This window comes from Streptomyces sp. NPDC107559 (genome assembly GCF_055657365.1).
Genome location: NZ_JBVKBD010000009.1, coordinates 127,611 through 152,894, shown reverse-complemented (window position 1 = coordinate 152,894; position 25,284 = coordinate 127,611). Strand labels below are relative to the sequence as shown.

Sequence of the window (25,284 nt, the reverse complement as noted above, 5' to 3'; positions counted from 1 at the left end):
GGCGGATCAGCCGACCTTGATCTCGTTGTACACGGGGACGGAGAACGGGTTGAGTTTGACGTTGGACAACCGCTCCGAGTAGCCCGCGCTGCCGTTCTGGTACCACAGCGGGATGGCCGCCATGTTGTCCCGGACGACCTTCTCGGCGTCCTGGAAGATGCTGATCGCCTTGGTGCCGTCGGTCTCGGCGTTGGCCTGGTCGACGAGCTTGTCGAAGTCCTTGTTGGACCAGTGGCCGTCGTTGGAGGAGGCGTTGGTGTAGTACAGCGGCTGGAGGAAGTTCTGGATCAGCGGGTAGTCCATCTGCCAGCCGGCCCGGAAGGGGCCGCTCATCTTCTTGTCGCCGATCTGGCTGCGGAAGTCGGCGAAGGTGCCGACCGGGTTGCCGACGCAGGCCTTGTCGTTGCCGAGGGCGTTGTTGATGGAGTTGCAGACGGCGTCGATCCACTGCTTGTGCGAGCCGGTGTCCGCGTTGTAGGTGATCTTGACCTGGCCGCCCGGCAGCCCGCCGCCCTCCTGGATCAGCTTCTTCGCCTCGGTCGGGTTGTAGTCGCAGGCGTCCCCGCACAGGCCGTCCTGGAAGCCGCCGGCCTTGCCCAGCACGGGTGAGGTCCAGTCGCTGGCCGGGGTGCGGGTCTTCTGGAAGATGGTGTCGGTGATCTGGGCGCGGTTGATCGCCATGGACAGGCCCTTGCGGACCTTCTCCGAGCCGCTCTTGTTCCAGGCACTGACGTAGTACGGGAAGGCGAGGGTCTGGATGATGCCGGCGGGGGTGTTGATGTACCGGCCGGACAGGTCGTTCTTGACGTTCTTCAGCTGGGCCGCGGGCACGTCGTCGACCAGGTCGAGGTTGCCGGCCAGCAGATCGGTGTAGGCGGTGTTGTTGTCGGTGTAGACCTTCAGGGTGACCCCGTCGTTCTGGGCCTTGTCGTCACCGGGGTAGCCGCCCCACTTCTTCAGCACCATCTGGGAGCCCTTGGTGTAGGAGTCGATGGTGTACGGGCCGTTACCGACCGGCTTGCTGATCCAGCCCGCGTGGTCGCTGAAGAACGCCTTCGGCAGCGGGGCGTAGGCCACGTAGCCGAGGGTGTCGGGGAAGGTGGAGAACTTCTGGCTGAGCTTGACGGTGAAGGTCTTGTCGTCGACCACCTTCAGACCGGAGAGGGTCTGGGCGGTCTGCTGGCTCCCGTCCTCCGGGTGGACCTTGTCGTAGCCGTCGATGTAGCCGAAGAAGTACGCGTTCTTCTGGTTGTTCTTCAGGCTCGCGCCGTAGTTCCAGGCGTCCACGAAGGAGGACGCGGTGACGGCCTCCCCGTTGCTGAACTTCCAGCCGGGCTTGAGCGTGATCGTGAAGTTCTGGGAGTCCGGGGTGTCGATCTTCTCGGCGAGCATGTCCTCGGCCGCGCCGGTCTCGGGGTTGTACCGCTTCAGCCCTCGGAAGATCATGTCGAGGACCTTGCCGCCCTGGACCTCGTTGGTGTTGGCGGGCTCCAGCGGGTTCTGCGGGTCGCCCCAGGAGGAACTGAACACCCCGCCGGACGTACCGCCGCCACCACCGCCTCCGCCGCCTCCGCAGGCCGTCGCCGTGAGCGCTGCCGCCGCCGCGCATGCGGCCCACTTGGCGTGCGTGGCTCCACGCATGGAGTGCCTCCTCAAGGTCGCGCATCACTGCGCTGTGCCGGCAGCGCCGCAGCGCTGATCCTTTACCGGCCAATATCACCTCAAACGGCGCACAACGCACATGCACTTCACCCGTTCCGGGGAGGGCAGGCGCTGCCGGACGGCCGCCGGAGACACGCGACCGGGGCGGGGCGTGAAAGCCCCGCCCCGGTCGGCGGTCCGTTTTCCTGCATGGGTCAGCCCTGGTCGGCCGACCCCTCCAGCGCCTGGAGCGCCGGGTCGAGGATGACGTCCTCGTCCCGGGCCTCCGTGGTCGGCTCCTCCGGGAAGTGGCAGGCCGTCAGGTGGCCGGCCCGGTTGCCGGAGATCTGGAGCAGCGGGGGCTCCTCGGTGGCGCACTTGTCCTGCGCCTTCCAGCAGCGGGTGCGGAAGCGGCAGCCGGACGGCGGGTGGATCGGGGACGGGACGTCGCCGGAGAGCCGGATCCGCTCGCGGGGCTCCGCGTCGTCGTCCATCTCGACCTCGGGCACCGCCGAGAGCAGGGCGTGCGTGTACGGGTGCCGGGGCCGGTTGTAGATCGCGTCCCGGTCGCCGACCTCGACCACCTTGCCGAGGTACATGACCGCGACACGCTGCGAGAAGTGCCGGACGACGGCGAGGTCGTGCGCGATGAACAGGAAGGCGATGCCCAGCTCGTCCTGGACCTTCTTGAGCAGGTTCACCACCTGCGCCTGGATCGACACGTCCAGCGCGGAGACCGGCTCGTCCGCCACGATCAGCTTCGGGTTCAGGGCGAGCGCGCGGGCCACGCCGATGCGCTGGCGCTGACCGCCGGAGAACTCGTGCGGGAAGCGGTTGTAGTGCTCGGGGTTGAGGCCGACGAGCTCCAGGAGCTCACGGACCCGCTTCTCCCGGCCGCCCTCGGGCTCGATCCCGTTGACCTCCATCGGCGACTTGATGATCGTGCCGACGGTTTGCCGCGGGTTCAGCGAGGAGTACGGGTCCTGGAAGATCATCTGGATCTCGGACCGCACCGGCGCCATCTCCCGGCGCGAGGCGTGGGTGATGTCCCGGCCGGCGTACGTGATCTTGCCGGCGGAGGGCTCAAGCAGACGGGTGATGAGCCGGCCGGTGGTCGACTTGCCGCAGCCCGACTCGCCGACCAGGCCCACGCTCTCGCCGACGCCGACCGTCAGGTCGACGCCGTCGACGGCCTGCACGGCGCCGACCTTCCGCTTGATCGGGAAGCCGCCGTAGATCGGGAAGTGCATGGTCAGGCCCTGCACCTCCAGCAACGGCTCGGCGGGCGTGACGTCGGCGGGGCCCTGCTGTGCCGGGAGGGTGAGGTTGTCGCTCATGTCTCGGTTCTCCCTAGCGCAGCCGGGGCTGGATCTTGTCGATGAAGATGGTCTGCTTCTGCTCCGCCGTCAGGTGGCAGGCGGCCGCGCGCCCGTCGCCCAGCGGCGGACGGGTGTCGGTGCAGAGGGTGCCGGGCACCTCGTCGCGGAACGCGCACCGCGGGTGGAAGGGGCAGCCGGTCGGCGGGTTGAGCAGCGAGGGCGGCGAGCCGGGGATCGGCGTGAGCGCCTCGTTGACGTCACTGTCCAGCCGCGGCATGGAGCTGAGCAGGCCCCAGGTGTAGGGGTGCCTGGGCTCTCGCATGACCTCGCGCACGCTGCCGCGCTCGATGGCCCGGCCCGCGTACATCACCAGCAGGTCGTCGGCCATGGTGGAGATGACGCCGAGGTCGTGCGTGATGAAGATGATCGCGGAGCCGAACTCCTGCTGGAGGTCCTTGAGCAGGTCCAGGATCTGGGCCTGCACGGTGACGTCCAGCGCGGTGGTCGGCTCGTCGGCGATCAGCAGGTCGGGGTCGCACATCAGCGCCATGGCGATCATCGCGCGCTGGCGCATACCGCCGGAGAACTGGTGCGGGAAGTCGTCGAAGCGCACCTTGGGCTGCGGGATGCCGACCTTCTCCAGCATCTGCACGGCCCGGTCCTTGGCCTCCTTCTTGGAGGCGCCGGTGTGCTTCATGTACGGCTCGGACAGCTGCCGGCCCACCGTGTAGAACGGCGACAGCGCGGTCAGCGGGTCCTGGAAGATCATCGCCATCTTGTTGCCGCGGAGCCGCTCCAGCTCCCTCTCCGAGGCGGTGACGAGTTCCTTGCCGTCGAGGACGATCTCGCCCTCGACGGTGGTGGACCGCGGGCTGTGCAGCCCCAGGATCGTCAGGTTGGTGACGGACTTGCCGGAGCCGGACTCGCCGACGATGCCCAGGGTCTTGCCGCGCTCGACGTCGAAGGACAGCCCGTCGACCGCCTTGACGATGCCGTCCTCGGTGGAGAACTGCACCTTCAGATCACGCACCGACAGGAAGCTCTCCGGGCCGGTGGGGGCCGGGGCGTCCTCGGTCTTGGTCAGTGTGGTCACGGTGGTTCGTTCTTCCTAGGAGAGCCGGACGCGCGGGTCGATGTAGGCGTACGCGATGTCGGTGAGGATGTTGAAGATCAGGATGAAGAAGGCACCGAACAGCATGACGCCCATGGTCAGCGGCAGGTCCTTGTGGGACGCGCCGTCCACGGCGAGGCGGCCGATCCCCTGGAGGGAGAAGGTGATCTCCGTGACGACGGCGCCGCCCAGCATGCTGCTGATGTCGATGCCGAGCACGGTGACGATCGGGATGAGCGCGCCGCGCCACGCGTAGCGGAAGAACACGTACTTGCTGGACATGCCCTTGGCGCGGGCGGTGCGGACGTGCTCCTCGGCCATCTGCTCGATCATCGACGAGCGCGCCATACGCGTGTACTGCGCGGTGAAGATGGTGGCCATCACCAGGGTGGGCAGCAGCATGCCGGTGAACCACTTGACCGGGTCGTCGGTGAAGGGGTGGTACGAGGGGTTTTCCATCCAGCCCGTGCTGTAGACGAAGATGATCAGCACGATCGGGCCGAGGAAGTAGATCTGGAACGAGCTGAGCACCATCGACGCGCCCGTGGCGATCTTGTCGACCATGGATCCGCGCTTGTAGGCGGCGAGCATGCCCGCGCCGACACCGATGACGAGGAAGACGACGGCACCGCCCGCGGTCAGCGTCAGGGTGGTCGGGAAGCGGTCCATGATCGTGGACCACACCGGGTCGCCCGAGTAGAACGACACGCCGAGACACGGAGCGTTGCAGTGTCCGGTCGGGAAGTCGCGGCCCATCACGATGCCGGACATGAAGTGCCAGAACTGCTGCGCGAGGGGCTGGTCCAGGCCCAGCGCCTCACGGATGTCGTGCAGTCTCTGGGGAGAGCAGTCCTTGCCACAGGCCAGAGAGGCATAGTCGGAGGGTGCGGCGACGAACAGGAAGAACGTGACGGCGCCGAGAAGGAACAGCGTGACGACGGCACCGACCGAGCGCCGGAAGATGAACTGAAGCATGGCGGGGAGGCTGCTCTCTGCGGAGACGGTGGAGGGTTTCGCGGAAGTGCGGGGGCGCGCTCCGCCTGGTGCGCGCCCCCGCGATCAGCCGTAGGGGGTTACGACTTCACGTAGATACGGTTGATGTCGAGAAGGCTGGACACCGAGCCGTAGCGGGCACCACCGATGTTCGAGCCGGAGAGCTGGAACTGCTTGGTGTACCAGAGCGGGGCAGCCGGCAGGACCTTCTCCAGCAGGTAGTGCTGGGCTTCCTTCCAGGTCTTCGCGGCCTCGACCGGGTCCTGGGACAGAGCGGTCTGGATGAGCTCCTTGACCTTCGGGTCCCTGACGTGCGCGTAGTTCGGCGAACCGTCGGTGACCTGAGCCGGGTCGTAGACCGGCGTGATCACGGTGCCGGGCGACGGCCAGTCCTGGCCCCAACCGGTGATGTACATGTCGTACGGGTTGGCGACCTTGCCGATCTGCTCGTAGTAGCTCGCGGAGTCGACCTCCTTGGAGACCACGTCGAAGCCGACCTTGGTCAGGGCGTCCTCGATGGCGACCTTGCGCTTCTGACCGGGCTCGCTGTTGGAGTAGGCGAAGACGAGCTTCTTCTCGGCGGCCGGGAGAGCCTTCACCATCTCCGTGGCCTTCGCGATGTTGCCCTGCGGCGCCTTCAGACGGCCGTACGGGTCGTACGACGCCTCGTAGCCCGGCAGGGTCGGGGCGAAGTAGTTCGGCGCCACGTCGCCGCCGTAGGCACCGCCCTCACCGGCGATGAGCGACTTGGAGTTGACCGCGTAGGTGATGGCCTGGCGGACCTTGATGTCCTTGACCCGGTCCAGGTTGAAGGACAGCTGCATCACGTAGGGCTGGTAGCCCTTGACCGTGCGCTTGTTGACCGCCGGGTTGCCGATGACGTCCTGGATCTGGGTGGACTCGACGCCGGCGGTGAGCTGGATGGCGTTCTTGTCCTCGCCCTGGTCGGCGATCAGACGCTTGGTCTGGGTCGTCTCGGTGATGCCGAAGGTGAAGTTGAAGCTGTCCGGGTACTGGTGACGCACGGAGTCGGTCTTCGGGTCCCAGTTGGTGTTCTTGGTGAGCACCAGGGACTTGCCGGCCTTGTACGAGGCGATCTTGTACGGGCCGGTGGCGACCGGAGCCTTGTCGTAGGACTCCTTGGTGTCCGTCTTCGTCGGGACGATGGCGTAGCCCGCCATGGCCAGCGTCTGCGGCAGGTCGGGGCGCGCGGTGTCGAAGTGGAAGATGACGGTCTTGGCGTCCGGGGTGTCCAGGACCGAGGCAGGCAGGTGCTTGCCGTCGAAGCCGCCGCCGGGCAGCATCTTGCGGTAGTCGGAGGCGTACTTCTGGCCCGCGAGCCAGGTCTGGAGGTAGGGCGGGCCGTCGAAGATGAACTTCGCGAACTGGCGCTCGACGGTGTGGCGGACGTCCGCGGACGTGATCGCCGTGCCGTTGGCGTCCTTGATGCCGTCCTTCAGGGTGAAGGTCCAGGTCTTGCCGCCGTCGGAGGACTTGCCCGAGTCGGTGGCGAGGTCACCCGCGACCGAGACGTTGCCCTTGCCGTCCTCCTGGAACTGCGTCAGGCGACGGAAGAGGAGGTTGGCGACCTGGCCGGCGTCGGAGACGTAGATCTGGCCCGGGTCGAGGTGGGAGAGACCCGCCTCCTGGTAGACCTGGACGGTGCCACCGCTCTTGGCGCCGGGGACCTCGGCGGCGGGGCCGGTGGAGCCGGCCGCGTCGATGTAGGTGACCGGCTTCGACTGAACCGACGCTTCCTTCTGGTCCTTCTTGGAGTCGGCCCCGGACTTGCTGCCCTTGTTCTCCGAGCATCCGGTGAGCGCGAGGGAACCGGCCGCGATGGCGACCACGATGGCGCGCGCTCTGCGCGAAGTGAACGACTTCATGTTGGCGTAAGCACCTACCTGTCGGTTGTTATCCATGAGTACTGCCTGACGCGGCTGGTAGGCCGACGCGGGGGCGGCAGTCACCCCCCACCAATGGACGAGCTACCGCCCGGACTTGGGGTCGAAGGCGTCCCGGACCGAGTCTCCGAGGAGGTTGAAGGCCAGGACGAAGATCACCAGTGCCATACCCGGGAAGAAGATGAACGCCGGGTCCTGCTGGGCGTACTGAGAGCCCGCCGCGAACAGTCGTCCCCAGTCCGGGGTCGGCTCGACGAAGCCGACTCCGGCGAAGGAGAGGAAGGCAATGGTGAGAATGGTGCTGGGCAGCTGGTACGTGAACTGCACCAGGATGGGCGTCACCACGTTCGGCAGGATCTCCTTGCGGACGATCCGGCCCGGCGAGGCGCCGGAGACCTTGGCGGCCTCGACGAACTCACGCTCACGCAGAGACAGTACGGTCGAACGCACCAGGCGCGCCATACCCATCCAGCCCAGCAGCCACAGCACGATCAGCATCGCCAGCGCGCGGAAGTAAGTGGGGGTCTCCTCACGCGGGTCGACGAAGAACGCGGTGACCACAGGCATGAACGCGATGAAGAACAGCTGCTGCGGGAAGGACAGGAAGAAGTCCGTCACGCGGCCGATCCAGTAGTCGGTCCGTCCGCCGAAGTAGCCGCCGATCAGGCCGATCACGATACCCGTGACCATCAGCAGGACGGTGACGCCGACAGCCATGAACAGCGAGGTCCGCATGCCGTACACCAGCATGGCGAACACGTCGCGCCCGTACTGCGGCTCGACTCCGAACCAGTGCGTCCCGGAGAGTCCGCCGAACCAGCCCAGCGGAAGGCCGAACTCGTCCAGGACGGGAGTGTCGTTGTAGGTCGGGTCCTGGCCGTACAGCGTGTACGGGTCGGTCCCGCTCAGCTTGGTGAGCACCGGCGCCAGCAGGGCGACGACGAAGTAGAAAATCACTACCAACGCACAGATGACGCCGGTACGGTCACGCTTGAAGCGCTGCCACATCAACTGGCCGGGGGAACGACCCTCGAGCTTCTGCTCACCCTTGTCGGCCCCGGGCTTCGACTCGTCGAGCTCCGGGTCCAAGGCGACTGGACTGGTCATGTGTGTCTTTCCCCCGGGGGGTTGGAGAGCTGAGCGCAGCACAGATACCGGCAGGTTCTGTGGTTTGGGGGAACTTTCGCCAAGGAGTTCAACGCGCGTCAAGGGAAGAAGACGTAGGGATCTCCCTATCGTCAATATTTTGAGCAAAAATTGCGACGATCGACACCTGTGCGCGCTTGACACGTGAGACGGCGATCTGCCATTTCGGACATATGAGACCTTATTTTTGTTTACATGTCCGAAACTTGACAGCTGAATCTCCGATAACCGAACACAGGGCACACGGCATCACAATGCACTCCTATCGCGCCCTGCACACTTCCCCCACACTTCCCTCACGAAATCCACGAGCGGCCGCAGGACGGCCGGTCGGGACGGGTGCCGGGCAGAATCCGGCCGGCCCGGCCGGAGCCCGCACACGGCCCCGTACACGCCCCTGTACACCCCTGCACACGCCCCCGTACACGCCGAAGGCCCGGCCCTCCGACGTGCGGAGGGCCGGGCCTTCGAGGCGTTTGCCGGGGTGCGTCAGCCGTGCTTGGCGCGGCTCGCGGTGCGGGCACGGTCGCGCTGGTCGAGGACGACCTTGCGGATGCGGACCGCCTCCGGGGTCACCTCGACGCACTCGTCGTCACGGCAGAACTCCAGCGACTGCTCCAGGGAGAGCTTGCGCGGCGGAACGATCGCCTCGAACGAGTCGGCCGACGACGACCGCATGTTCGTGAGCTTCTTCTCCTTGGTGATGTTCACGTCCATGTCGTCGGAGCGGGAGTTCTCACCGACGATCATGCCCTCGTACACCTCGGTGCCCGGGTCCGTGAACAGCACGCCGCGCTCCTGGAGATTCGTCATCGCGAACGCGGTGACGGCGCCGGCGCGGTCGGCGACCAGGGAGCCGTTGTTGCGGGTCGTCAGCACACCGAACCAGGGCTCGTGGCCCTCGTGGATGGAGTGCCCGATACCCGTGCCGCGGGTCTGCGTCAGGAACTCGGTACGGAAGCCGATCAGACCGCGGGAGGGCACCACGAACTCCATACGCACCCAGCCGGAGCCGTGGTTGGACATGTTGTCCATCCGGCCCTTGCGGACACCCATGAGCTGGGTGACGGCGCCCATGTGCTCCTCGGGCACGTCGATCGTCATGCGCTCGACCGGCTCGTAGGTCTTGCCGTCGACGTCCTTGGTGACCACCTGGGGCTTGCCGATGGTCAGCTCGAAGCCCTCGCGGCGCATCTGCTCGACCAGGATGGCGAGCGCCAGCTCACCACGGCCCTGGACCTCCCAGGCGTCCGGACGCTCGGTGTCGAGCACACGGAGGGAGACGTTACCGATCAGCTCGCGGTCGAGGCGGTCCTTGACCTGGCGGGCGGTGACCTTGCGGTCCTTGACGGCCGCCTTCGCGTCCGCGCCCTTGCCGGTGCCGCCCCGGCCGACCAGCGGCGAGGTGTTGGTACCGATGGTCATCGAGATCGCGGGCTCGTCCACCGTGATCAGCGGCAGCGGGATCGGGTTCTCGGTGTCGGCGAGGGTCTCGCCGATCATGATGTCCGAGATACCGGCGACGGCGCAGATGTCGCCCGGGCCGGCCACCTCGGCGGGCTTACGGGTGAGCGCCTCGGTCATCAGCAGCTCGGTGATGCGGACGTTGGACATGGCGCCGTCGCGCTTGATCCACGTGACGGTCTGGCCCTTGCGCAGCTCGCCCTGCTCGACGCGCAGCAGCGCGATACGGCCGAGGAAGTTGTCGGCGTCCAGGTTGGTGACGTGCGCCTGGAGCGGGGCCGCCTCGTCGTACTCCGGAGCCGGGACGTGGGAGAGGATCGTGGAGAAGAACGGCTCCAGGTTCTCGCTGTCGGCCGGGACGGTGCCGTCCTCCGGCTTGGTCAGCGAGGCGACGCCGTCACGCGCACACGCGTAGACGATCGGGAACTCGATCTGGTCCTCGTCCGCGTCCAGGTCGAGGAAGAGGTCGTAGGTCTCGTTGACGACCTCGTCGATGCGCGAGTCCGGGCGGTCCGTCTTGTTGATGCACAGGATGACGGGCAGGCGCTGCTGGAGCGCCTTGCGGAGCACGAACCGGGTCTGCGGCAGCGGGCCCTCGGAGGCGTCGACGAGCAGCACCACCGCGTCCACCATCGACAGACCGCGCTCGACCTCGCCACCGAAGTCGGCGTGGCCCGGGGTGTCGATGATGTTGATGGTGATGACGTCGCCGCCATCCTTGGGGTGGTACTTGACGGCCGTGTTCTTGGCGAGGATCGTGATGCCCTTCTCACGCTCCAGGTCGTTCGAGTCCATCATGCGATCGTCGAGCGACTCTGCGGCGTGCGCCGCGAAGGCACCGGCCTGCTTCAGCATTGCGTCGACCAGAGTCGTCTTGCCGTGGTCGACGTGGGCGACGATGGCGACGTTGCGGATGTCGTGGCGCGTTGCCATGGTGTGGCGTACTCCCGGAGTGGTGAGGACGGCCTGCGCGTACGTCAGTGTTACGCGGGCCCTGCCGGGCTTGACATGCCACGGCCTCACCCCATGGTACGGGGCTGTGGCGGTTGGGGCGCGCCAGGGCATATCCGCCCAGCTCAGACCCACATTCCTCGGGCCTGGAACGGCCCGAACGGCCCGGATGGACCACCCGGGCCGTTCGTCGGAGGACCGCGCCGGTCGCCGAAGGGCCGCGCTAGTCGCCGGAGGGGCTCGCCGACGGGCGGGTCACGCCCTTCTTCAGGAAGCCCATGTCCTCGTAGACCGGGGTCTGGAATCCGAAGGCGCCCGCGTTGACGAGGTCCTTGCGCACCGCGGTGAGCTGGGGGCGCTGGTACAGCGGGATGGATCCGGCCGCCGCCCAGATCCGCGCGTCCGCCTTGCGGATCAGTGAGCGTTCCTCGTCCTGGTCCAGGGTCGCGATCGCCTGGTCGAAGAGCTGGTCCACCTGGTCGGTGCCGACCCGTGTGTAGTTCTGCTCGACGCTCAGGGAGCCGTCCGCGGCCGGCACCGGCTTGGCGTAGATGGGGCGGGCGTCGGTGGCGGGGAAGGCGCTGGCCGGCCAGGAGTACAGGGCCAGGTCGTACTCGCCGGAGGCGATGTGGTCCTTGAAGTAGCTCTCGTCGGCGACCTTGGACACCTCGGTGCGGATGCCGACCCGCTCCAGCATGCGGGAGATGTGATCGGCGACGTTCCACAGCGGCTCCGAGCCCGCTCCGGACGGGAGCACGAAGCGGAGCGTGAGCGGCTTGCCGTCCTTGGCCAGCGCCCCCGCCAGGGCACCCGCCGGGGCGGCGGTGCCCTTGGGGGCGTACGCGCCCGGCGCGCCGCCCCGGCGCAGATGGTTGTCGGTGTACTGCTTGCCGTCCTGCGCGAGCGGCCGGGGCCCCGCGTCGCCCGTGTCGCGCTCCTCGTCCCGCCCGGCCACGCGGTGCGGCTTGTTGTCCTCGCCGACGATGTACGCGCCCTCGCTGCCGCCCGTGGACTCGGGCTCGGGCTTCTTGCTCTCGGCCCTCTTCCCTTCGGGCTTCTTCCCCTCGCTCTTCTGCCCCTCGGGCTTCTTCCCCTCGGCCCCGGCCGCCTTCTCGGCCGGCTGCGGCTTGAGCGGGCCGCCGGGCACCCAGCCCGCGTCCGCGAGCAGCGCCTGCGCCTCCTCGGTGTCCTGGCCGCCGAGCGCGCCGCTGCTGTCGGCGTAGGCGTCCTGGCCCGAGAGGGCGAGGTGGCTGCCGACCGGGACGACGGGCAGGCCCAGCGGCTTGAGGACGAGCTTCGCCAGCTCCTGCCGGTCGATGGCACGGGCGACGGCCCGGCGCACCCGCTCGTCGGCGAGGGGGCCGCCGGCGCCGTTGAGGGCGAGCTGGGTGTAGGCCGGTTCCAGGGACTTGCGGATCTCGATCTCGCCGAGCGCGTCCTGCTGGACCCGCCACCGGGCCATCGCCCTGGTCAGCTTCCGGCGGGCGTGCAGCTCGCGGTCGGCGGCCGCCTGGTCGGAGCCGTGCAGCAGCGCCCAGGAGCGCAGCGCCTTGGCCGCGGTCCGGCCGGCCGCCGGGCCCTGGAACGGGCTGTCGGCGCCCGTCTGCGAGGCGAGCGTGATGCGCCGTACGTCGTCGGGGACGATGTCGGCCAGGTCGAGCACGCCGGTGGCCAGGGCGGCGGCGCGCTCGTCGCGCGGTACGGCGGCCAGCACGATCTCGGACAGCTTGGCGGGGTGACCCCACCAGCGCGGATTGCGGACCAGGGTGACCCTGGCGTTCTTGTGGTCGACCTGCTGGACGGCGAACGGCCCGGCGGTGACGCTCAGCTTGCGCCGGGCCCCGTCGTTGAAGGCGTCCGGCGTGCCCATGACGTCCTTGGGGTACAGCGGCGCGAACAGCGACTGCCAGTCGGCGTACGGCCGGGCGAAGGTGACCCGGACCTCCAGGTCGTTGTCGCCGCGCTCGATCTTCTCGATGCGGTCGTAGCCGGCGTTGCGCGCGGTCCAGTACGCGCTGTCCTTGCCGGACAGGGCGCGCCACTGGGCGGCGAAGTCGGCGGCGCCGATCTCCCGGCCGTCGCTCCACACGGCCTGCTGGTTCAGCCGGTACAGCACGACCTGTTTGGGCTCGGTCTCGACGACCTTGGCGGACTCCAGGAAGTCCGGGTTGCGCTGCGGGTGCCCGCTGGCGTCCAGCCGGAACATCGACGGCAGGACGGCCTGGGCGACCCGGGTGGTGGTGGCGTCCGCGTCCGACTGGAAGGCGTTGAGCGTCTCCGGCACGGTGTCCACGGCCCAGTGCAGGGTGCCGCCGTCGGCGACCAGGGGGCGCGCGGCCGCCGCGATGTCCTGTCCGGCCAGCGGCCTGCTGACCTCTTCCTCTGAGCTGCACGCGGCGAGCAGGGGCACCGCGAGCGCGCCCGCGGTGAGGAAGGCGACCGAGCGCATGACAGCGCGCGGTCCGAGGCTGTCGTAGGACATCTCTGGGTACCTCCGGGGAGCCGCTCCCACCCGTGGCACAAGTGGGGTTTGATCACATCTGGCGGTATTTTGGAGTTGATCAGATCTATGGACCCACTGAAGAGGAAAGGGTTCAGCGGTCCGGGGCGACACGGCGGCGGCGGCTCGGAACCCCACCCGTGCGGCGCAACCGTGCGAACCCCGGCAATTACGGAGCGCAAAGCGCATCCGGGTGTGCGCAGGAGGCGCGCAATCCGCCAATCGCTGCACACGCCTTCACACCGGCAGGTGTGACGCGCAACACTCGCAGGCGCATGAACGTCACCACCCAAGGCCACCCGGCCCCTGGAAGTGAGGTCACGTCATGTCCGTGCACGACGACCTGATATCGGTCCAGCGCAGCCTCGACGATCTGTCGCGGTCGGTGGGCCGCCTGGAACGACAGCTCGGCACCGGCGGGCTGGAGATGCGCCGCGTCCGCGCGGACACCGACCATCTGCGCGAGAGCGTCGAGCTGCTGCGCACGTCGGCGGCGCAGCCCGTCCCCCGCGCGCCGGAGCTGGTCACCATCTCCGACACGCCCTACGACATCACCCTGTGGACGGACACGGACGACGAGGGCCTCGGCGCCCGCGACCGGCACGCCCCCTGACCCGGGGCGCCCCGCGCACAGGCACGCCCCCTGAACCGGCGCGTCCCCCGACCGGACCCGCCCCCCGAACCCGACCGGGAGTCCTCAAGTTGGCCACTGGTACGGAACCTCATCCGAACAGCGGCGGCGTCCGGTCCGCGACGCGCGCCGCGATCGACGCCCCGCACCTGCGGACCGACCGGTGGTGGCTGGCCCCGGCCACCACCGCCGCCGGGCTGCTCGCGTTCATCGTGTACTCGACCTGGCGGGCCTTCTCGAACGCCCACTACTACGCGGCACCGTACGTCTCGCCGTTCTACTCGCCGTGCCTGGCGGAGAACTGCCGGACCATGCACGCGGGTCCCAACGCCGACCTGTTCGGCAGCTGGTGGGCCCTCTCCCCGGCGATCATCATCCTGATCTTCCCGCTGGGCTTCCGGCTGACCTGCTACTACTACCGCAAGGCGTACTACCGCAGCTTCTGGGCCTCGCCGCCGGCCTGCGCGGTCGCCGAGCCGCACCGCACGTACACCGGTGAGAGCCGCTTCCCGCTGATCCTCCAGAACATCCACCGGTACTTCTTCTACGCCGCGATCGTCGTGGCCGGGATCCTGACCTACGACACCGTGCTCTCCTTCCGCGACGAGCACTACCGCTGGGGCCACATGGGCCTGGGCACCCTGGTCTTCCTGGTCAACATCACGCTGATCTGGGCGTACACCGTCTCCTGCCACTCCTGTCGGCACATCGTCGGGGGCAAGCTCAAGCACTTCTCCCGGCATCCGGTGCGCTACCGGATGTGGCAGTTCGTCGGGCGGCTCAACGCACGTCACATGCTGCTGGCGTGGTCGTCGCTGGTGAGCGTGGCGCTCGCCGACTTCTACGTGTACCTCGTCGCGTCCGGGGTCTTCGACGACCCCCGCTTCTTCTGACGTTCCGCGCTTCTACCGATCCGCGCTTCTACTAACGAGTGGGGCCTATTGATGTCCGTGGTCGACCGGCAGGAGTGGGACGTCATCGTGGTCGGGGCCGGCGGCGCCGGTCTGCGCGCCGCGATCGAGGCGCGTGAGCGCGGCGCCCGCACGGCCGTCATCTGCAAGTCGCTGTTCGGCAAGGCGCACACGGTGATGGCCGAGGGCGGTATCGCCGCGGCGATGGCCAACGCCAACGAGCACGACAACTGGCAGGTCCACTTCCGCGACACCATGCGTGGCGGCAAGTTCCTCAACCAGTGGCGGATGGCCGAACTGCACGCGCGCGAGGCGCCGGACCGGGTGTGGGAGCTGGAGACCTGGGGCGCGCTGTTCGACCGTACGAAGGACGGCCGGATCTCGCAGCGCAACTTCGGCGGCCACGAGTACCCGCGCCTGGCCCACGTCGGCGACCGTACGGGTCTCGAGCTGATCCGCACGCTCCAGCAGAAGATCGTCGCCCTCCAGCAGGAGGACCACCGCGAGACGGGCGACTACGAGAGCCGTCTCAAGGTCTACCAGGAGTGCACGGTCACCCGGGTCCTGAAGGACGCCGGGGGCCGGGTCTGCGGGGTGTTCGCCTACGAGCGCGAGTCGGGCCGCTTCTTCGTCCTCCAGGCCCCCTCGGTGGTGATCGCGACCGGCGGGATCGGCAAGTCGTTCAAGGTGACGTCGAACTCGTGGGAGTACACCGGCGACGGGCACGCGCTGGCCCTGCTGGCCGGGGCGCCGCTGCTGAACATGGAGTTCGTTCAGTTCCACCCGACCGGCATGGTCTGGCCGCCGTCGGTGAAGGGCATCCTCGTCACGGAGTCGGTGCGCGGCGACGGCGGGGTGCTCAGGAACTCCGAGGGCAAGCGGTTCATGTTCGACTACATCCCCGACGTCTTCAAGGAGAAGTACGCCCAGTCCGAGGAGGAGGGCGACCGCTGGTACGAGGACCCGGACCACAACCGGCGTCCGCCCGAGCTGCTCCCCCGCGACGAGGTCGCCCGCGCCATCAACTCCGAGGTGAAGGCGGGCCGCGGCTCCCCGCACGGCGGGGTGTTCCTGGACGTGTCGACGCGGATGCCCGCCGAGGTGATCCGGCGCCGGCTGCCCTCGATGTACCACCAGTTCAAGGAGCTGGCCGACGTCGACATCACGGCCGAGGCGATGGAGGTCGGACCCACCTGTCACTACGTGATGGGCGGCATCGCGGTCGACTCGGACACGGCCGCGGCCCGCGGGGTGCCGGGGCTGTACGCGGCCGGTGAGGTCGCGGGCGGGATGCACGGCTCCAACCGGCTCGGCGGCAACTCCCTTTCCGACCTGCTGGTGTTCGGACGTCGGGCGGGCCTGCACGCCGCCGAGCACGCGGCCGGTCTCGGCGACGGGCGGCCGGCGGTGGACGAGGCCGAGGTCGACCGGGCGGCGGCGGAGGCGCTGCGGCCGTTCTCGGCGGAGGGACAGGCGCCGGGCGAGCGGGAGGGTCATCCGCCGGAGAACCCGTACACCCTGCACCAGGAACTCCAGCAGACGATGAACGACCTGGTCGGCATCATCCGCCGCGAGGCCGAGATGGAGCAGGCCCTGGAGAAACTGGCCGAGCTGCGGGTACGGGCCCGGCGGGCCGGGGTCGAGGGCCACCGGCAGTTCAACCCCGGCTGGCACCTCGCCCTGGACCTGCGGAACATGCTGCTGGTCAGCGAGTGCGTGGCGCGGGCCGCGCTGGAGCGCACCGAGTCGCGCGGCGGGCACACCCGCGAGGACCATCCGACGATGGACCGCAGGTGGCGCCGCGCCAACCTGGTCTGCCGGCTGGCCGACCCGGACGGGGAGCCGGCGGCACCCGACCCGGGCGGCGGGCAGATCTCCCTCTCTCGCGAGAACACCGATCCCATCCGACCGGACCTGCTCGCCCTCTTCGACAAGGAGGAGCTGGTCAAGTACCTCGCCGAAGAGGAGCTCTACGAGTGAGCAGCTACGAGGCCCGCTTCAAAGTGTGGCGCGGGGACGCCGAGGGCGGCGGTCTGGAGGACTTCGGGGTCGAGGTGCACGACGGCGAGGTCGTCCTCGACATCATCCACCGGCTCCAGGCCACCCAGGCCCCCGACCTCGCCGTCCGCTGGAACTGCAAGGCGGGCAAGTGTGGTTCGTGCTCGGCGGAGATCAACGGCCGTCCCCGGCTGATGTGCATGACCCGCATGTCGGTGTTCACCCGGGACGAGACGATCACCGTCACCCCGCTGCGCGCCTTCCCGGTGGTCCGCGACCTGGTGACGGACGTCGGCTTCAACTACACCAAGGCCAGGGAGGTTCCGGCCTTCGTGCCGCCGGCCGGGCTCGGCCCCGGCGAGTACCGGATGCGGCAGGAGGACGTGGACCGCTCGCAGGAGTTCCGCAAGTGCATCGAGTGCTTCCTGTGCCAGGACACCTGCCATGTCGTGCGCGACCACGAGGAGAACAAGCCGGCCTTCGCCGGGCCGCGCTTCCTGATGCGGGTCGCGGAGCTGGACATGCACCCGCTGGACGCGGCGGCCGAGACCGGCCTGGACCGCAGCCGTACGGCCCAGGACGAACACGGCCTCGGCTACTGCAACATCACCAAGTGCTGTACGGAGGTGTGCCCCGAGGGCATCAAGATCACGGACAACGCGCTGATCCCGCTGAAGGAACGGGCGGTCGACCGCAAGTACGACCCGCTGGTGTGGCTGGGGTCGAAGATCAGGAGGCGTTCTCCGGAGTGACGGCGCCGGGGGTGCGGCCGGGGCGCTGGGCGAGCCACTGCACGCCCAGGCTCCCCATCCACATGAACCAGCCGACGAGCGGGAGCGTGTCGAACTTCGCGGGCAGCACGCCGAGGAACATCCACAGGGACATCCCGGTCGCTCCGATCAGTTGGCCGTACCCCCACAGCTTGGGCCGCAGGACACGGTGCCGGCCGATCGGCACCACCCAGCCGGTCGTGACGGCCGCGATGCCGAACCCCGCCGTCGCCGCCACGACCAGCACCGCCAGGACGACCAGAATCATGTGCATGGCAGTCATCGTCCCACGAGGGCCCGGGCGCACGCCAGGTGGTCATCGCGGATCTGCCCAGCCCTCGCGGTAGCCCGTCCAGTCGTCCTCCGTCGCCGCGAAGTCCACGTACAGGGCGACGCCGAAGTTCGCGCGGTCGCGGTCGGTGCGGGACAGGCCGAGACGTACCCCGCGGACCGCGGCGGGGACGGTCTCGGCGTGTGCCCAGTGCCCGAACCGGTTCTCGTGGAAGAACGGCAGCCCCATCAGCAGGTCGGTGGTGGGCGGGGTGACCTCCAGGGCGAGGGCGGTCTGCTGGGCGACATAGCCGCCGTAGGTGCTCGGCAGCGGCTGCATGGTGTCGTACGACATCACGGCGATCTGGTCGACCCGGCGCGCGACCTGCCCGAAGAACTCCTGCGACCACCACTTCGGGTGCCCGGCGACGGTTCCCCAGAAGGAGTGGAACCCGGGGAGCGGGTCGATCTGGTGCGAGGCGACGGAGAGAGGGACACCGGCGGCCGCGGTGACCGTGTGCAGGGAGTCGAGGAGGGCGAGGTAGTGGCCGTCGCCCGAGTGCAGGGGCTCCAGGTCGAAATGGACGCCGTCGAAGCCCGCGGCGAGGACCTCGCGGGTGGAGCGGACGACCGCCGCGCGGGTCGCGGCGCGCTCCAGGTGCATGCCGTCCGGCTCCTCGGTGGCCAGCTTGTCGCCCAGCCAGGCCTGCACCCGGACGCCCGGCAGCTCGCGGTGCACGGCCGATATCAGCCAACCCGCTTGCGCGTACGCAGATTTGGGCAGCGTCCCGTCGTGCTCCAGCGGGCCCGCGTGGACGTAGAGATCCCGGATGCCGCTGCCGTCGAGACGGTGGGCCAGGGCCGTGATGTCGGCGTCGCGCTTGCGCCCGTCGACCCAGGCGTGACCGAGCCAGATCGCGTCCCGGCCCCGGGTGTACGTGCCGTCGGCGGGGTCGCCCGCGTAGTTCACCCGCAGGGCGGTCTCGGCGGCGAGCAGTGGCAGCAGCAGGGCCAGGACAAGGCCGAGGGCGACCCGCCTCGCCCGGCGCGCGAGCCGACGGGAGCGGCCACGGGCGGAGTCGGGGGCTTCGGGGGTGGGGGCTTCGGGGGTGGGGGCTTCGGGGTCTGCGTCCGGGGCCGGGTCCGGGGCTGCCTTGGCGTCCGGGGCTGCGTCGGCCTCCGGGGCCGGGTCCGGGTTCGCGGCTACGCCCGGGTCCGGGGCCGGGGTCCGGGCTGCCTCCGCGTCCGGATGCGGGGCTGCGCCCTGACGCTGGGCCGCGCCCGGGGCCGCGTCCTTGTCCGGGGCTGGGGTCGGGTTCGCGGCTGCGCCCGGGTCTGCGTCCGGGGCCGGGGTCCGGGCTGCCTCCGCGTCCGGATGCGGGGCTGCGCCCTGACGCTGGGCCGCGCCCGGGGCCGCGTCCTTGTCCGGGGCTGGGGTCGGGTTCGCGGCCGGCTTCGTGTTCGCGTCCGGGTCCGTGTCCGTGTCTGCGTGGTCCATCCCATGTCCCCCTCGTGTCTCGGCCCGCCCCTGGCGCCCCGTCCCGGACGCACACCGCTCGCGTGCCCGCATGGGCGGCCATACGCTCCCAAATGTGACGTCATCCTTGTTCCGGGGCCGGCCACGGCGTGCGACCTCGCACATACCCGTGCAGGTGGCACATGCCGCGCTGGGCGGGGTCCTCGGGCTCGTGTGGCTGGTGTTGCCAGGGATGACGACGCAGCACGACCCGCCGGTTGCGATCACCGGCCCTCGGCCCACCTGCACCCCGGTCGCGGCCCAGGCGGCACAGGCGTCCGCCATCGATCTCGTACTGCCGCTCGCGGCGGTGGGCGCGGCCGGCGTGATCGCGGGCTACGGCTACGTACGGCGCACCCGGCGGGCCCGGACCCGGACGACCCCCGCCGGACCTTCCACCGCGCCCGCCGTCGAACCCCTGGCCGAACTGGACCGGCGGACGCAGGCCTTGCTGGTCGAGGCGGACGACTGCATACGCACCAGCCGGGAGGAACTCGCCTGCGCGGTGGCCCTGTCCGGGACCGGGCCCGCGGCGCCGTACGCGCGGGCGGTGCGGGAGGCGGAGGCCGAACTGGCTGCCGCCTTCGCGATGCGGCAGCGCTACGACGAGGGCGTACCGGCGGAGGAGGCGGCCCGGCGGCACACGCTCGCGGGCATCGACGGCCGGTGCGCGGAGGCGGGGCGGCGGCTGGACGCGGAGGCGGCGGGATTCGACCGGCTGCGCGGTCCTGAGTTCGGTGCCGGCGCGGCGCTGGAGGCGGCGGAGGCGCGGTTCCGGCAGCTGGCCGGCCGGACCGGGGCGGCGCAGGCGATCCTCGCCGAGCTGACCGCCCGGTACGGGCCCGCGGCGAGCGCCGGGGTCACGGGGTACGTCGAACAGGCCAAGGACCGGCTGGTGTTCGCCACCTCCCGGCTCAACCGGGCCCGCCAGACCGCCGATCGCGGCGAGCCCGGCCGGGCCGCCCTGCATCTGCGGGCCGCCGAGGGCGGGGTGGCCCAGGCGGCGGTGTTCGTGGACGAGGTGCACCGCCTCGCCACGGCGCTGACGACGGCCTCGCGGTGGCTTCCGGCCGCGCTCACCGGGGCGGAGGCCCAGCTCGCGAGGGTGCGGGCGGCCGGTCCCGCGGCACGGCCCGCGGTGCCATCGGGCGAGCTGCGGTCACGGCTGCTGCACGCGGACGCGGTGCTGGACTCCGTACGCCAGGAGGTGACCGCACCGCGTCCGCACGATCCGCTGGGCCTGCTGCGCCGGGTCGTCCGGGCGACCGCGCCGCTGGACACCGGGCAGGGCGGGGTACTGGCGGCCGCCGCGTCGCTCGTCGCCCGGTCCGACGTCGCGGGCGCGGGCGGGTTCGTCGCGACGCACCGGGGGGTGGTGGGCGCCGAGGCCCGTACCCGGCTGGCGGCGGCGGAACGCTGCCTGGCCTGGATGGACGGCCGGGCAGACGGCCGCGTCCCGCAGGACGGTGCGGCGGGCGCCCGGGGAGAGGACCCGGCGGCGGTCCCGGCGGACATCCCGGCCGATGTCCCCGTCGGCGTCCCGGCGGACGGGTCGGCGGACGTCTCGGTGAGTGTCCCGGCGGACGTCCTGACGGATGTCCTGGCCTGCGGCGACCTGGCCACGCAGGCCCGCGAGCTGGCCGAGCTGGACGTACGCACGCACGGCAACCCGCACGACGGGCCCACCGCCCACGAGAGCGGTCTCGCCGGGGCGGTGCTCGGCGGCCTGCTGTCGCCCGGCGCCGCGCAGGACGGCACGCCCCCGAGCTTCGGCGGCCCCCGCACCCGTGACCGCAGGGGACCGGCGCCCACCTGACCGCGGGGAACCGGCCGGGACGCCCGTGCGCCGGCCTGCGCCGCCCGCACGACCGCCCCTGGACGCCGGGAACGCCCGTACGGCCGACCGCGGACGCCCGTGTCCCCGTACGCGGCCGACCGAGGACGCCCGTACAACTCGCACAGCCCGTACAGCCCGACCGAGGATGCCCGGAACGCCCGTACGGCTGCCCAAGGACGCCCGGAACGCCGTACGCGGTCGTACGCCGTCGCCGTACGGCTCAGAACAGGCTGAGCAAGGCCTCCGCCGGATCCATGAGGCCCGTCTCGCCGTCCGGGAGGGGGAGTTCGAACCACACCGTCTTGCCCCGGGGGGTGCGGCGCGAGCCCCAGGCGGCGGAGAGCAGGCCGACGAGCTGGAGGCCGCGGCCGCCCTCGTCGGTGTCGCGGGCGCGCCTGCGCCGGGGCTGGACCAGGCCGGCGTCCCAGACCTCGCACACCAGGGTGCGGTCGAGGAGCAGGCGCAGCCGGATCTCGCCCTCGCCGTAGCGCAGCGCGTTGGTGACCAGCTCGCTGACGAGGAGTTCCGTGGTGTCCACCAGGGGCTCCAGGTCCCAGCTGAGCAGCTGGCCGCGCGCGTACTCGCGGGCGCGGCCGACGCTGCGCGGTTCGCGCGGCAGCGTCCAGTCGCCGACGGACTCGGTGGGCAGTCCCTGGACGCGGGCCATCAGTAGCGCGATGTCGTCCTCGCCGTGGTGGGTGTCGAGGGTCCGCAGGACGTGGTCGCAGACGTCCTCCAGCGGGCGCGTCGGGTCGGTCAGCGCGCCCACGAACGCCTGGAGGCCCTCGTCGAGGGGGTGGTCGCGGGATTCGACCAGACCGTCGGTGTAGAGCGCCAGCAGGGCGCCCTCGGGCAGTTCGACCTCCACCTCCTCGAAGGGCTCGCCGCCGACGCCGAGCGGCATCCCGGGCGGCACGTCGAGCATCAGCGCGGCCTCGCCCGGTTCGACGAGGACGGGGGGCAGATGACCGGCGTTGGCGAAGGTGCAGCGGCGGGTGACGGAGTCGTAGACCGCGTAGACGCAGGTCGCGAGGTACACCTCGGAGAGGTCGGCCTCGCGGGGGCGGCGGGCGGCCCGGGTGGCCTGCTGGACCCCGCCGGGGGTGCCGAGTCCGCGGGCGATCTCGTCCAACGCCGAGAGCACCTCGGCGGGTTCGAGGTCGAGGAGGGCCAGGGTCCGTACGGCGGTGCGCAGTTCGCCCATGGCCACCGCCGCGCGCAGCCCGCGGCCCATCACGTCGCCGACCACCAGGGCCGTGCGGTGGCCCGGGAGTTCGATGACGTCGAACCAGTCGCCGCCGACCTCGCTGGGGCGGCCGGTGGAGGCGTTGCCGGGCAGATAGCGGCAGGCGATGTCGAGGCCGGAGGCGACCGGGTCGCCGGGCGGCAGCAGGGACCGCTGCAGGATCAGCGCCCGCTCGTGCTCGCGGCGGTACAGGCGGGCGTTGTCGATACAGACGGCGGCCCGTGCCGCCAGCTCCACCGCCAGGTCCCGGTCCCGGTCGCCGAACGGCTCGCTGCCCTTCGTCCGGGCGAACTGCGCCAGTCCCACGACCGTGTCGTGGGCGACCATCGGGACGGCGAGCGTGGACTGCACCAGGCCGCCGTCCTCGCCCGGGATGTGTACGGGGCGGGCGGTGCGCAGGGCGTCCGCGTACGGGGAGTTGAAGGGGTAGTGGTGGACCGCGCCGACGGCGACGGGCCGGTCGGCGCCCGCGTAGGGCACGTCGGACACGGCGCTGGCGAAGGCGACGCGGCGCAGTTCGGCGCTGCCGTCGGCGAGGCCGGGCGGGGTCTCGTCGCCGGCCAGCAGGCCCTGGTAGAGGTCGACGGTGGCGAGGTCGCAGAACCCCGGTACGACGACGTCGAGGAGTTCGCGGGCGGTGGTCTCCAGGTCGAGGGAGTTGCCGATCCGGGCGCCGGCCTCGTTGAGCAGGGCGAGGTTGCGGCGGGCGGCGGCGGCCTCGCGGGCGGCGGCGCGGCGGGAGGTGATGTCGGTGCCGAGCCAGGCGATGCCGATCGGGCGGCCGCTGCCGCTGTGTACGCGGTAGAGGTTGATGGACCAGTGCCGGCGTTCCTCGGAGCCCGGTACGAAGCCCGTGACGTGCATGTCCGTGATGGAGTCGCCGGTCTCCAGGACGCGCCGCAGGGTCGCGGAGACCCGGTCGGCCTCGCCGCGCGGCAGGTAGTCGTGGACGCCCTGGCCGCGGTGGTCGTCGGGGCTGCCGCCGAAGATGGAGGCGAACCGCTGGTTGGCGCGGCGCACCCGCAGGTCGGCGTCGATCAGCAGGAAGCCGAACGGAGATTGGCCGAATATCGCCTGCGAGGCGGCGAGGTCGGTCTCGATGCTGCGCAGGGTGCGGACGTCGACGACGATACAGACGGCGGCCTTGTCACCCTCCGTGGTCCGGGTCGGCATGACATAGACCTCGGCGAGCCCCTCCTCGCCGCGCTCTCCGGCCGGGGCGTCCGGCATCCGGAAGGGGACCACCCCGGTCCACTCCCGGCCGTCGAGGATCTCGGCCATCTTGCGCTGACCGCGCTCGCGCAGGTCGGGGTCGACGAAGGCCTGGATGGGATCCATGCCCACGGCGCGCTCGGCCGGGATACCGAAGATCTCCTCGGCTCGCAGGCTCCACTGGTCCACGAAGCCGTCGGGACCGATGGAGAAGGACGCGACCCGGATGTAGTCGTACATCGAGCCGGGCGGACTGATCTGCCACAGGGGATCGCCGGACGGCACCTCCGCGTGGGCAGCGGTGCCCGAGGCATCCGCCCTCGCTCCGCCCGACGGGTCCTCGGACTCCGTCGCCTTCGCTGGTATCTCGCTCACGCGAACCGTCCCCTCCAGCTCACCGCGCCCGGCACCGGTCACCGGGGGCGGCTGCCCGCAGTATCCAGCACTACGGTGCCGCACGACACGGTGTTCACGATCACAGCACGGTCCAGGTTCTTTTCGGACCTGTCCGTGACAACACTTCCAGTCTTCTAACCAGCGAACACGCCGTCGAACCACGTCCGCGGGGGATCATCGTCGACCTGAATCGGCCAGTCGACAGTACGAGGGCGCGCGTACAGACGACTTCGGGGGACATACGCTCCGAAACCGCTCGAAGGACCTGGTTTCAATGCCTCAGTCCGGCACCGCGAGCTCGAACCACACGATCTTGCCCGCGGACCCGGGGCGGGTGCCCCAGCGGCGCGAGGAGGACGCGACCAGTTGCAGGCCACGGCCGCTCTCGTCCTCCGGGCGGGCGGCGCGCTCGCGGGGCGGGTCGGGCAGCGGGTCGGAGACCTCCACCAGCACTCCGCGCTGCCGGGAGGGGCGCACGACACGGACTCCGATCGGACCGGTCGCATGGCGCAGGGAGTTGGTCACGAGTTCGCTGACCAGCAGGGCCGCCATGTCACTGACGGATTCGAGTTCCCAGCCCCGCAGCCGCTCCCGGACCACCGTGCGCGCGGCGCGGGCTGCGCCGGGGTCTGCGGGAAAGGTCCATTCGGTGCAGTCGCCTTCGGTGTCGATCACGCCGATCACTTCCCGGGCAAGCGGATCGCCCCATGTCCGGTTTCGAGGGGTTAATGAGCACATACCCGGCATTCGGTGCGCGATACCGCGCTCAGGGGCGCACTGTGGCACAAACGGCGTACGGGAAGCTCAGAGCGCGTCCGCGTCCAGGCGCGCGAGCGTCTCCCGCACGGCGGGCACATCCTGCTCCAGCCAGTCCACGTCCCAGATCTCGGCGGGGGTGAGCCAGCGCAGCTCGTCGTGGTCCTGGAGGGGCTTCGGGGCGGCGGAGCCGACGCGCAGCCGCGCGGTCCACACGCACAGGACGTACGGCGGCCTCAGCGGCCACCGGCCCGGTACGCGCTCGACGGCCTCGGCCTCGACACCGAGTTCCTCGCGCAGCTCGCGCACGAGAGCCGCCTCGGGCGTCTCGCCCGGCTCGACCTTGCCGCCGGGCAGCTCCCAGCGTCCGGCCAGTTCGGGGGGCGCGCTGCGGCGCGCGGCGAGCAGGCGGCCGTCGTCGAGCAGGGCGGCTCCGACCACCACGATCCGTTCCGTCATGGGCCGGAGCCTACGGGAGCGGGGTGGCGGGCAGGTCAGTTGCGGGTGGCGTCGTCGTGCTGCCCGATCCGCTCGACCCAGTACAGCTGCTTGTGTCCGCGGTGGTCGAGACTGTCCGCGATCTTCTGTGCCTCGGCGCGGGTCGCGTACCTCCCCACGCGATAGCGATTGCCGTTGTCGTCCTGCCGTATGACGAGCCAGGGAAGAGCGATCGTGCCGCCGTCGTTCATCGCACCCCTCCCGCCCGCGCTTC

General features: G+C 70.4%; 19 protein-coding genes. 5 read left to right on the top strand and 14 right to left on the bottom strand.

Translation table 11 applies throughout. The annotated features are described in order from the left end of the window. Window positions 1–6: 6 nt before the first annotated feature. From ACZ7OY_RS25925 to ACZ7OY_RS25890, 8 genes are all read right to left on the bottom strand, one after another. Window positions 7–1,641, bottom strand: a complete 1,635-nt coding sequence (locus ACZ7OY_RS25925) for a peptide ABC transporter substrate-binding protein (protein WP_471913583.1) — start codon at window positions 1,639–1,641, stop codon at window positions 7–9. Window positions 1,642–1,856: 215 nt separating this feature from the next. Further along, window positions 1,857–2,978 carry an ABC transporter ATP-binding protein gene (locus ACZ7OY_RS25920; protein ID WP_471913582.1) on the bottom strand — a complete coding sequence of 374 codons (1,122 nt, stop codon included), beginning with the start codon at window positions 2,976–2,978 and terminating at the stop codon, window positions 1,857–1,859. A gap of 13 nt (window positions 2,979–2,991) precedes the next feature. Beyond that, window positions 2,992–4,053, bottom strand: coding sequence for an ABC transporter ATP-binding protein (locus tag ACZ7OY_RS25915; RefSeq protein WP_471913581.1), 1,062 nt, complete (start codon window positions 4,051–4,053; stop codon window positions 2,992–2,994). 15 nt (window positions 4,054–4,068) lie between these two features. Further along, entirely contained in the window at window positions 4,069–5,046 is a 978-nt protein-coding gene (locus tag ACZ7OY_RS25910; RefSeq protein ID WP_471913580.1) for an ABC transporter permease, read from the bottom strand. A 98-nt stretch (window positions 5,047–5,144) separates the two neighbouring features. Continuing rightward, window positions 5,145–6,950: an ABC transporter substrate-binding protein gene (locus ACZ7OY_RS25905; RefSeq protein WP_471913579.1), complete on the bottom strand. Its 1,806-nt coding sequence runs from the start codon at window positions 6,948–6,950 to the stop codon at window positions 5,145–5,147. 102 nt (window positions 6,951–7,052) lie between these two features. Next, window positions 7,053–8,075, bottom strand: coding sequence for an ABC transporter permease (locus ACZ7OY_RS25900; RefSeq protein WP_471913578.1), 1,023 nt, complete (start codon window positions 8,073–8,075; stop codon window positions 7,053–7,055). A gap of 528 nt (window positions 8,076–8,603) precedes the next feature. Then, window positions 8,604–10,511, bottom strand: coding sequence for a translational GTPase TypA (gene typA / locus ACZ7OY_RS25895; protein ID WP_471913577.1), 1,908 nt, complete (start codon window positions 10,509–10,511; stop codon window positions 8,604–8,606). Between the two features lie 241 nt (window positions 10,512–10,752). Further along, window positions 10,753–13,011 carry an ABC transporter family substrate-binding protein gene (locus ACZ7OY_RS25890; RefSeq protein WP_471913576.1) on the bottom strand — a complete coding sequence of 753 codons (2,259 nt, stop codon included), beginning with the start codon at window positions 13,009–13,011 and terminating at the stop codon, window positions 10,753–10,755. A gap of 343 nt (window positions 13,012–13,354) precedes the next feature. Here ACZ7OY_RS25890 and ACZ7OY_RS25885 point away from each other — a divergent pair, with 343 nt between their 5' ends. From ACZ7OY_RS25885 to ACZ7OY_RS25870, 4 genes are all read left to right on the top strand, one after another. Then, window positions 13,355–13,642: a hypothetical protein gene (locus ACZ7OY_RS25885; RefSeq protein WP_351604375.1), complete on the top strand. Its 288-nt coding sequence runs from the start codon at window positions 13,355–13,357 to the stop codon at window positions 13,640–13,642. Window positions 13,643–13,731: 89 nt separating this feature from the next. Next, the gene (locus tag ACZ7OY_RS25880; RefSeq protein WP_152892983.1) at window positions 13,732–14,553 is read left to right on the top strand and encodes a hypothetical protein; all 822 of its coding nucleotides are present in this window, start codon (window positions 13,732–13,734) and stop codon (window positions 14,551–14,553) included. 51 nt (window positions 14,554–14,604) lie between these two features. Beyond that, window positions 14,605–16,551 (top strand): fumarate reductase/succinate dehydrogenase flavoprotein subunit, encoded by a 1,947-nt coding sequence (locus tag ACZ7OY_RS25875; protein ID WP_471913575.1) that lies wholly within the window; start codon window positions 14,605–14,607, stop codon window positions 16,549–16,551. Further along, window positions 16,548–17,321: a succinate dehydrogenase/fumarate reductase iron-sulfur subunit gene (locus tag ACZ7OY_RS25870; protein ID WP_471913574.1), complete on the top strand. Its 774-nt coding sequence runs from the start codon at window positions 16,548–16,550 to the stop codon at window positions 17,319–17,321. The genes ACZ7OY_RS25875 and ACZ7OY_RS25870 overlap by 4 nt, the downstream gene beginning before the upstream one ends. On the opposite strand, the gene ACZ7OY_RS25865 is transcribed toward ACZ7OY_RS25870, so the two are convergent. Continuing rightward, on the bottom strand, window positions 17,299–17,613 hold the full coding sequence (locus ACZ7OY_RS25865) for a hypothetical protein (protein ID WP_471913573.1): 315 nt from the start codon (window positions 17,611–17,613) through the stop codon (window positions 17,299–17,301). The two genes, ACZ7OY_RS25870 and ACZ7OY_RS25865, sit on opposite strands and share 23 nt — an antisense overlap. 42 nt (window positions 17,614–17,655) lie before the next feature. Then, complete coding sequence (locus tag ACZ7OY_RS25860) at window positions 17,656–19,107, bottom strand: glycoside hydrolase family 18 protein (RefSeq protein WP_471913572.1); 1,452 nt, start codon at window positions 19,105–19,107, stop codon at window positions 17,656–17,658. 211 nt (window positions 19,108–19,318) lie between these two features. Between ACZ7OY_RS25860 and ACZ7OY_RS25855 the strand changes: the two genes are divergently transcribed. Then, window positions 19,319–20,941: a hypothetical protein gene (locus tag ACZ7OY_RS25855; protein ID WP_471913571.1), complete on the top strand. Its 1,623-nt coding sequence runs from the start codon at window positions 19,319–19,321 to the stop codon at window positions 20,939–20,941. A gap of 241 nt (window positions 20,942–21,182) precedes the next feature. Here ACZ7OY_RS25855 and ACZ7OY_RS25850 read toward each other — a convergent pair whose 3' ends face one another. From ACZ7OY_RS25850 to ACZ7OY_RS25835, 4 genes are all read right to left on the bottom strand, one after another. Beyond that, window positions 21,183–23,795 carry a SpoIIE family protein phosphatase gene (locus ACZ7OY_RS25850; RefSeq protein WP_471913570.1) on the bottom strand — a complete coding sequence of 871 codons (2,613 nt, stop codon included), beginning with the start codon at window positions 23,793–23,795 and terminating at the stop codon, window positions 21,183–21,185. A gap of 300 nt (window positions 23,796–24,095) precedes the next feature. Further along, on the bottom strand, window positions 24,096–24,554 hold the full coding sequence (locus ACZ7OY_RS25845) for an ATP-binding protein (RefSeq protein ID WP_471913569.1): 459 nt from the start codon (window positions 24,552–24,554) through the stop codon (window positions 24,096–24,098). Window positions 24,555–24,620: 66 nt separating this feature from the next. After that, window positions 24,621–25,031: a (deoxy)nucleoside triphosphate pyrophosphohydrolase gene (locus ACZ7OY_RS25840; RefSeq protein ID WP_471913568.1), complete on the bottom strand. Its 411-nt coding sequence runs from the start codon at window positions 25,029–25,031 to the stop codon at window positions 24,621–24,623. A gap of 35 nt (window positions 25,032–25,066) precedes the next feature. Next, window positions 25,067–25,261, bottom strand: a complete 195-nt coding sequence (locus tag ACZ7OY_RS25835) for an SPOR domain-containing protein (RefSeq protein ID WP_152892976.1) — start codon at window positions 25,259–25,261, stop codon at window positions 25,067–25,069. Between the last annotated feature and the right edge of the window lie 23 nt (window positions 25,262–25,284).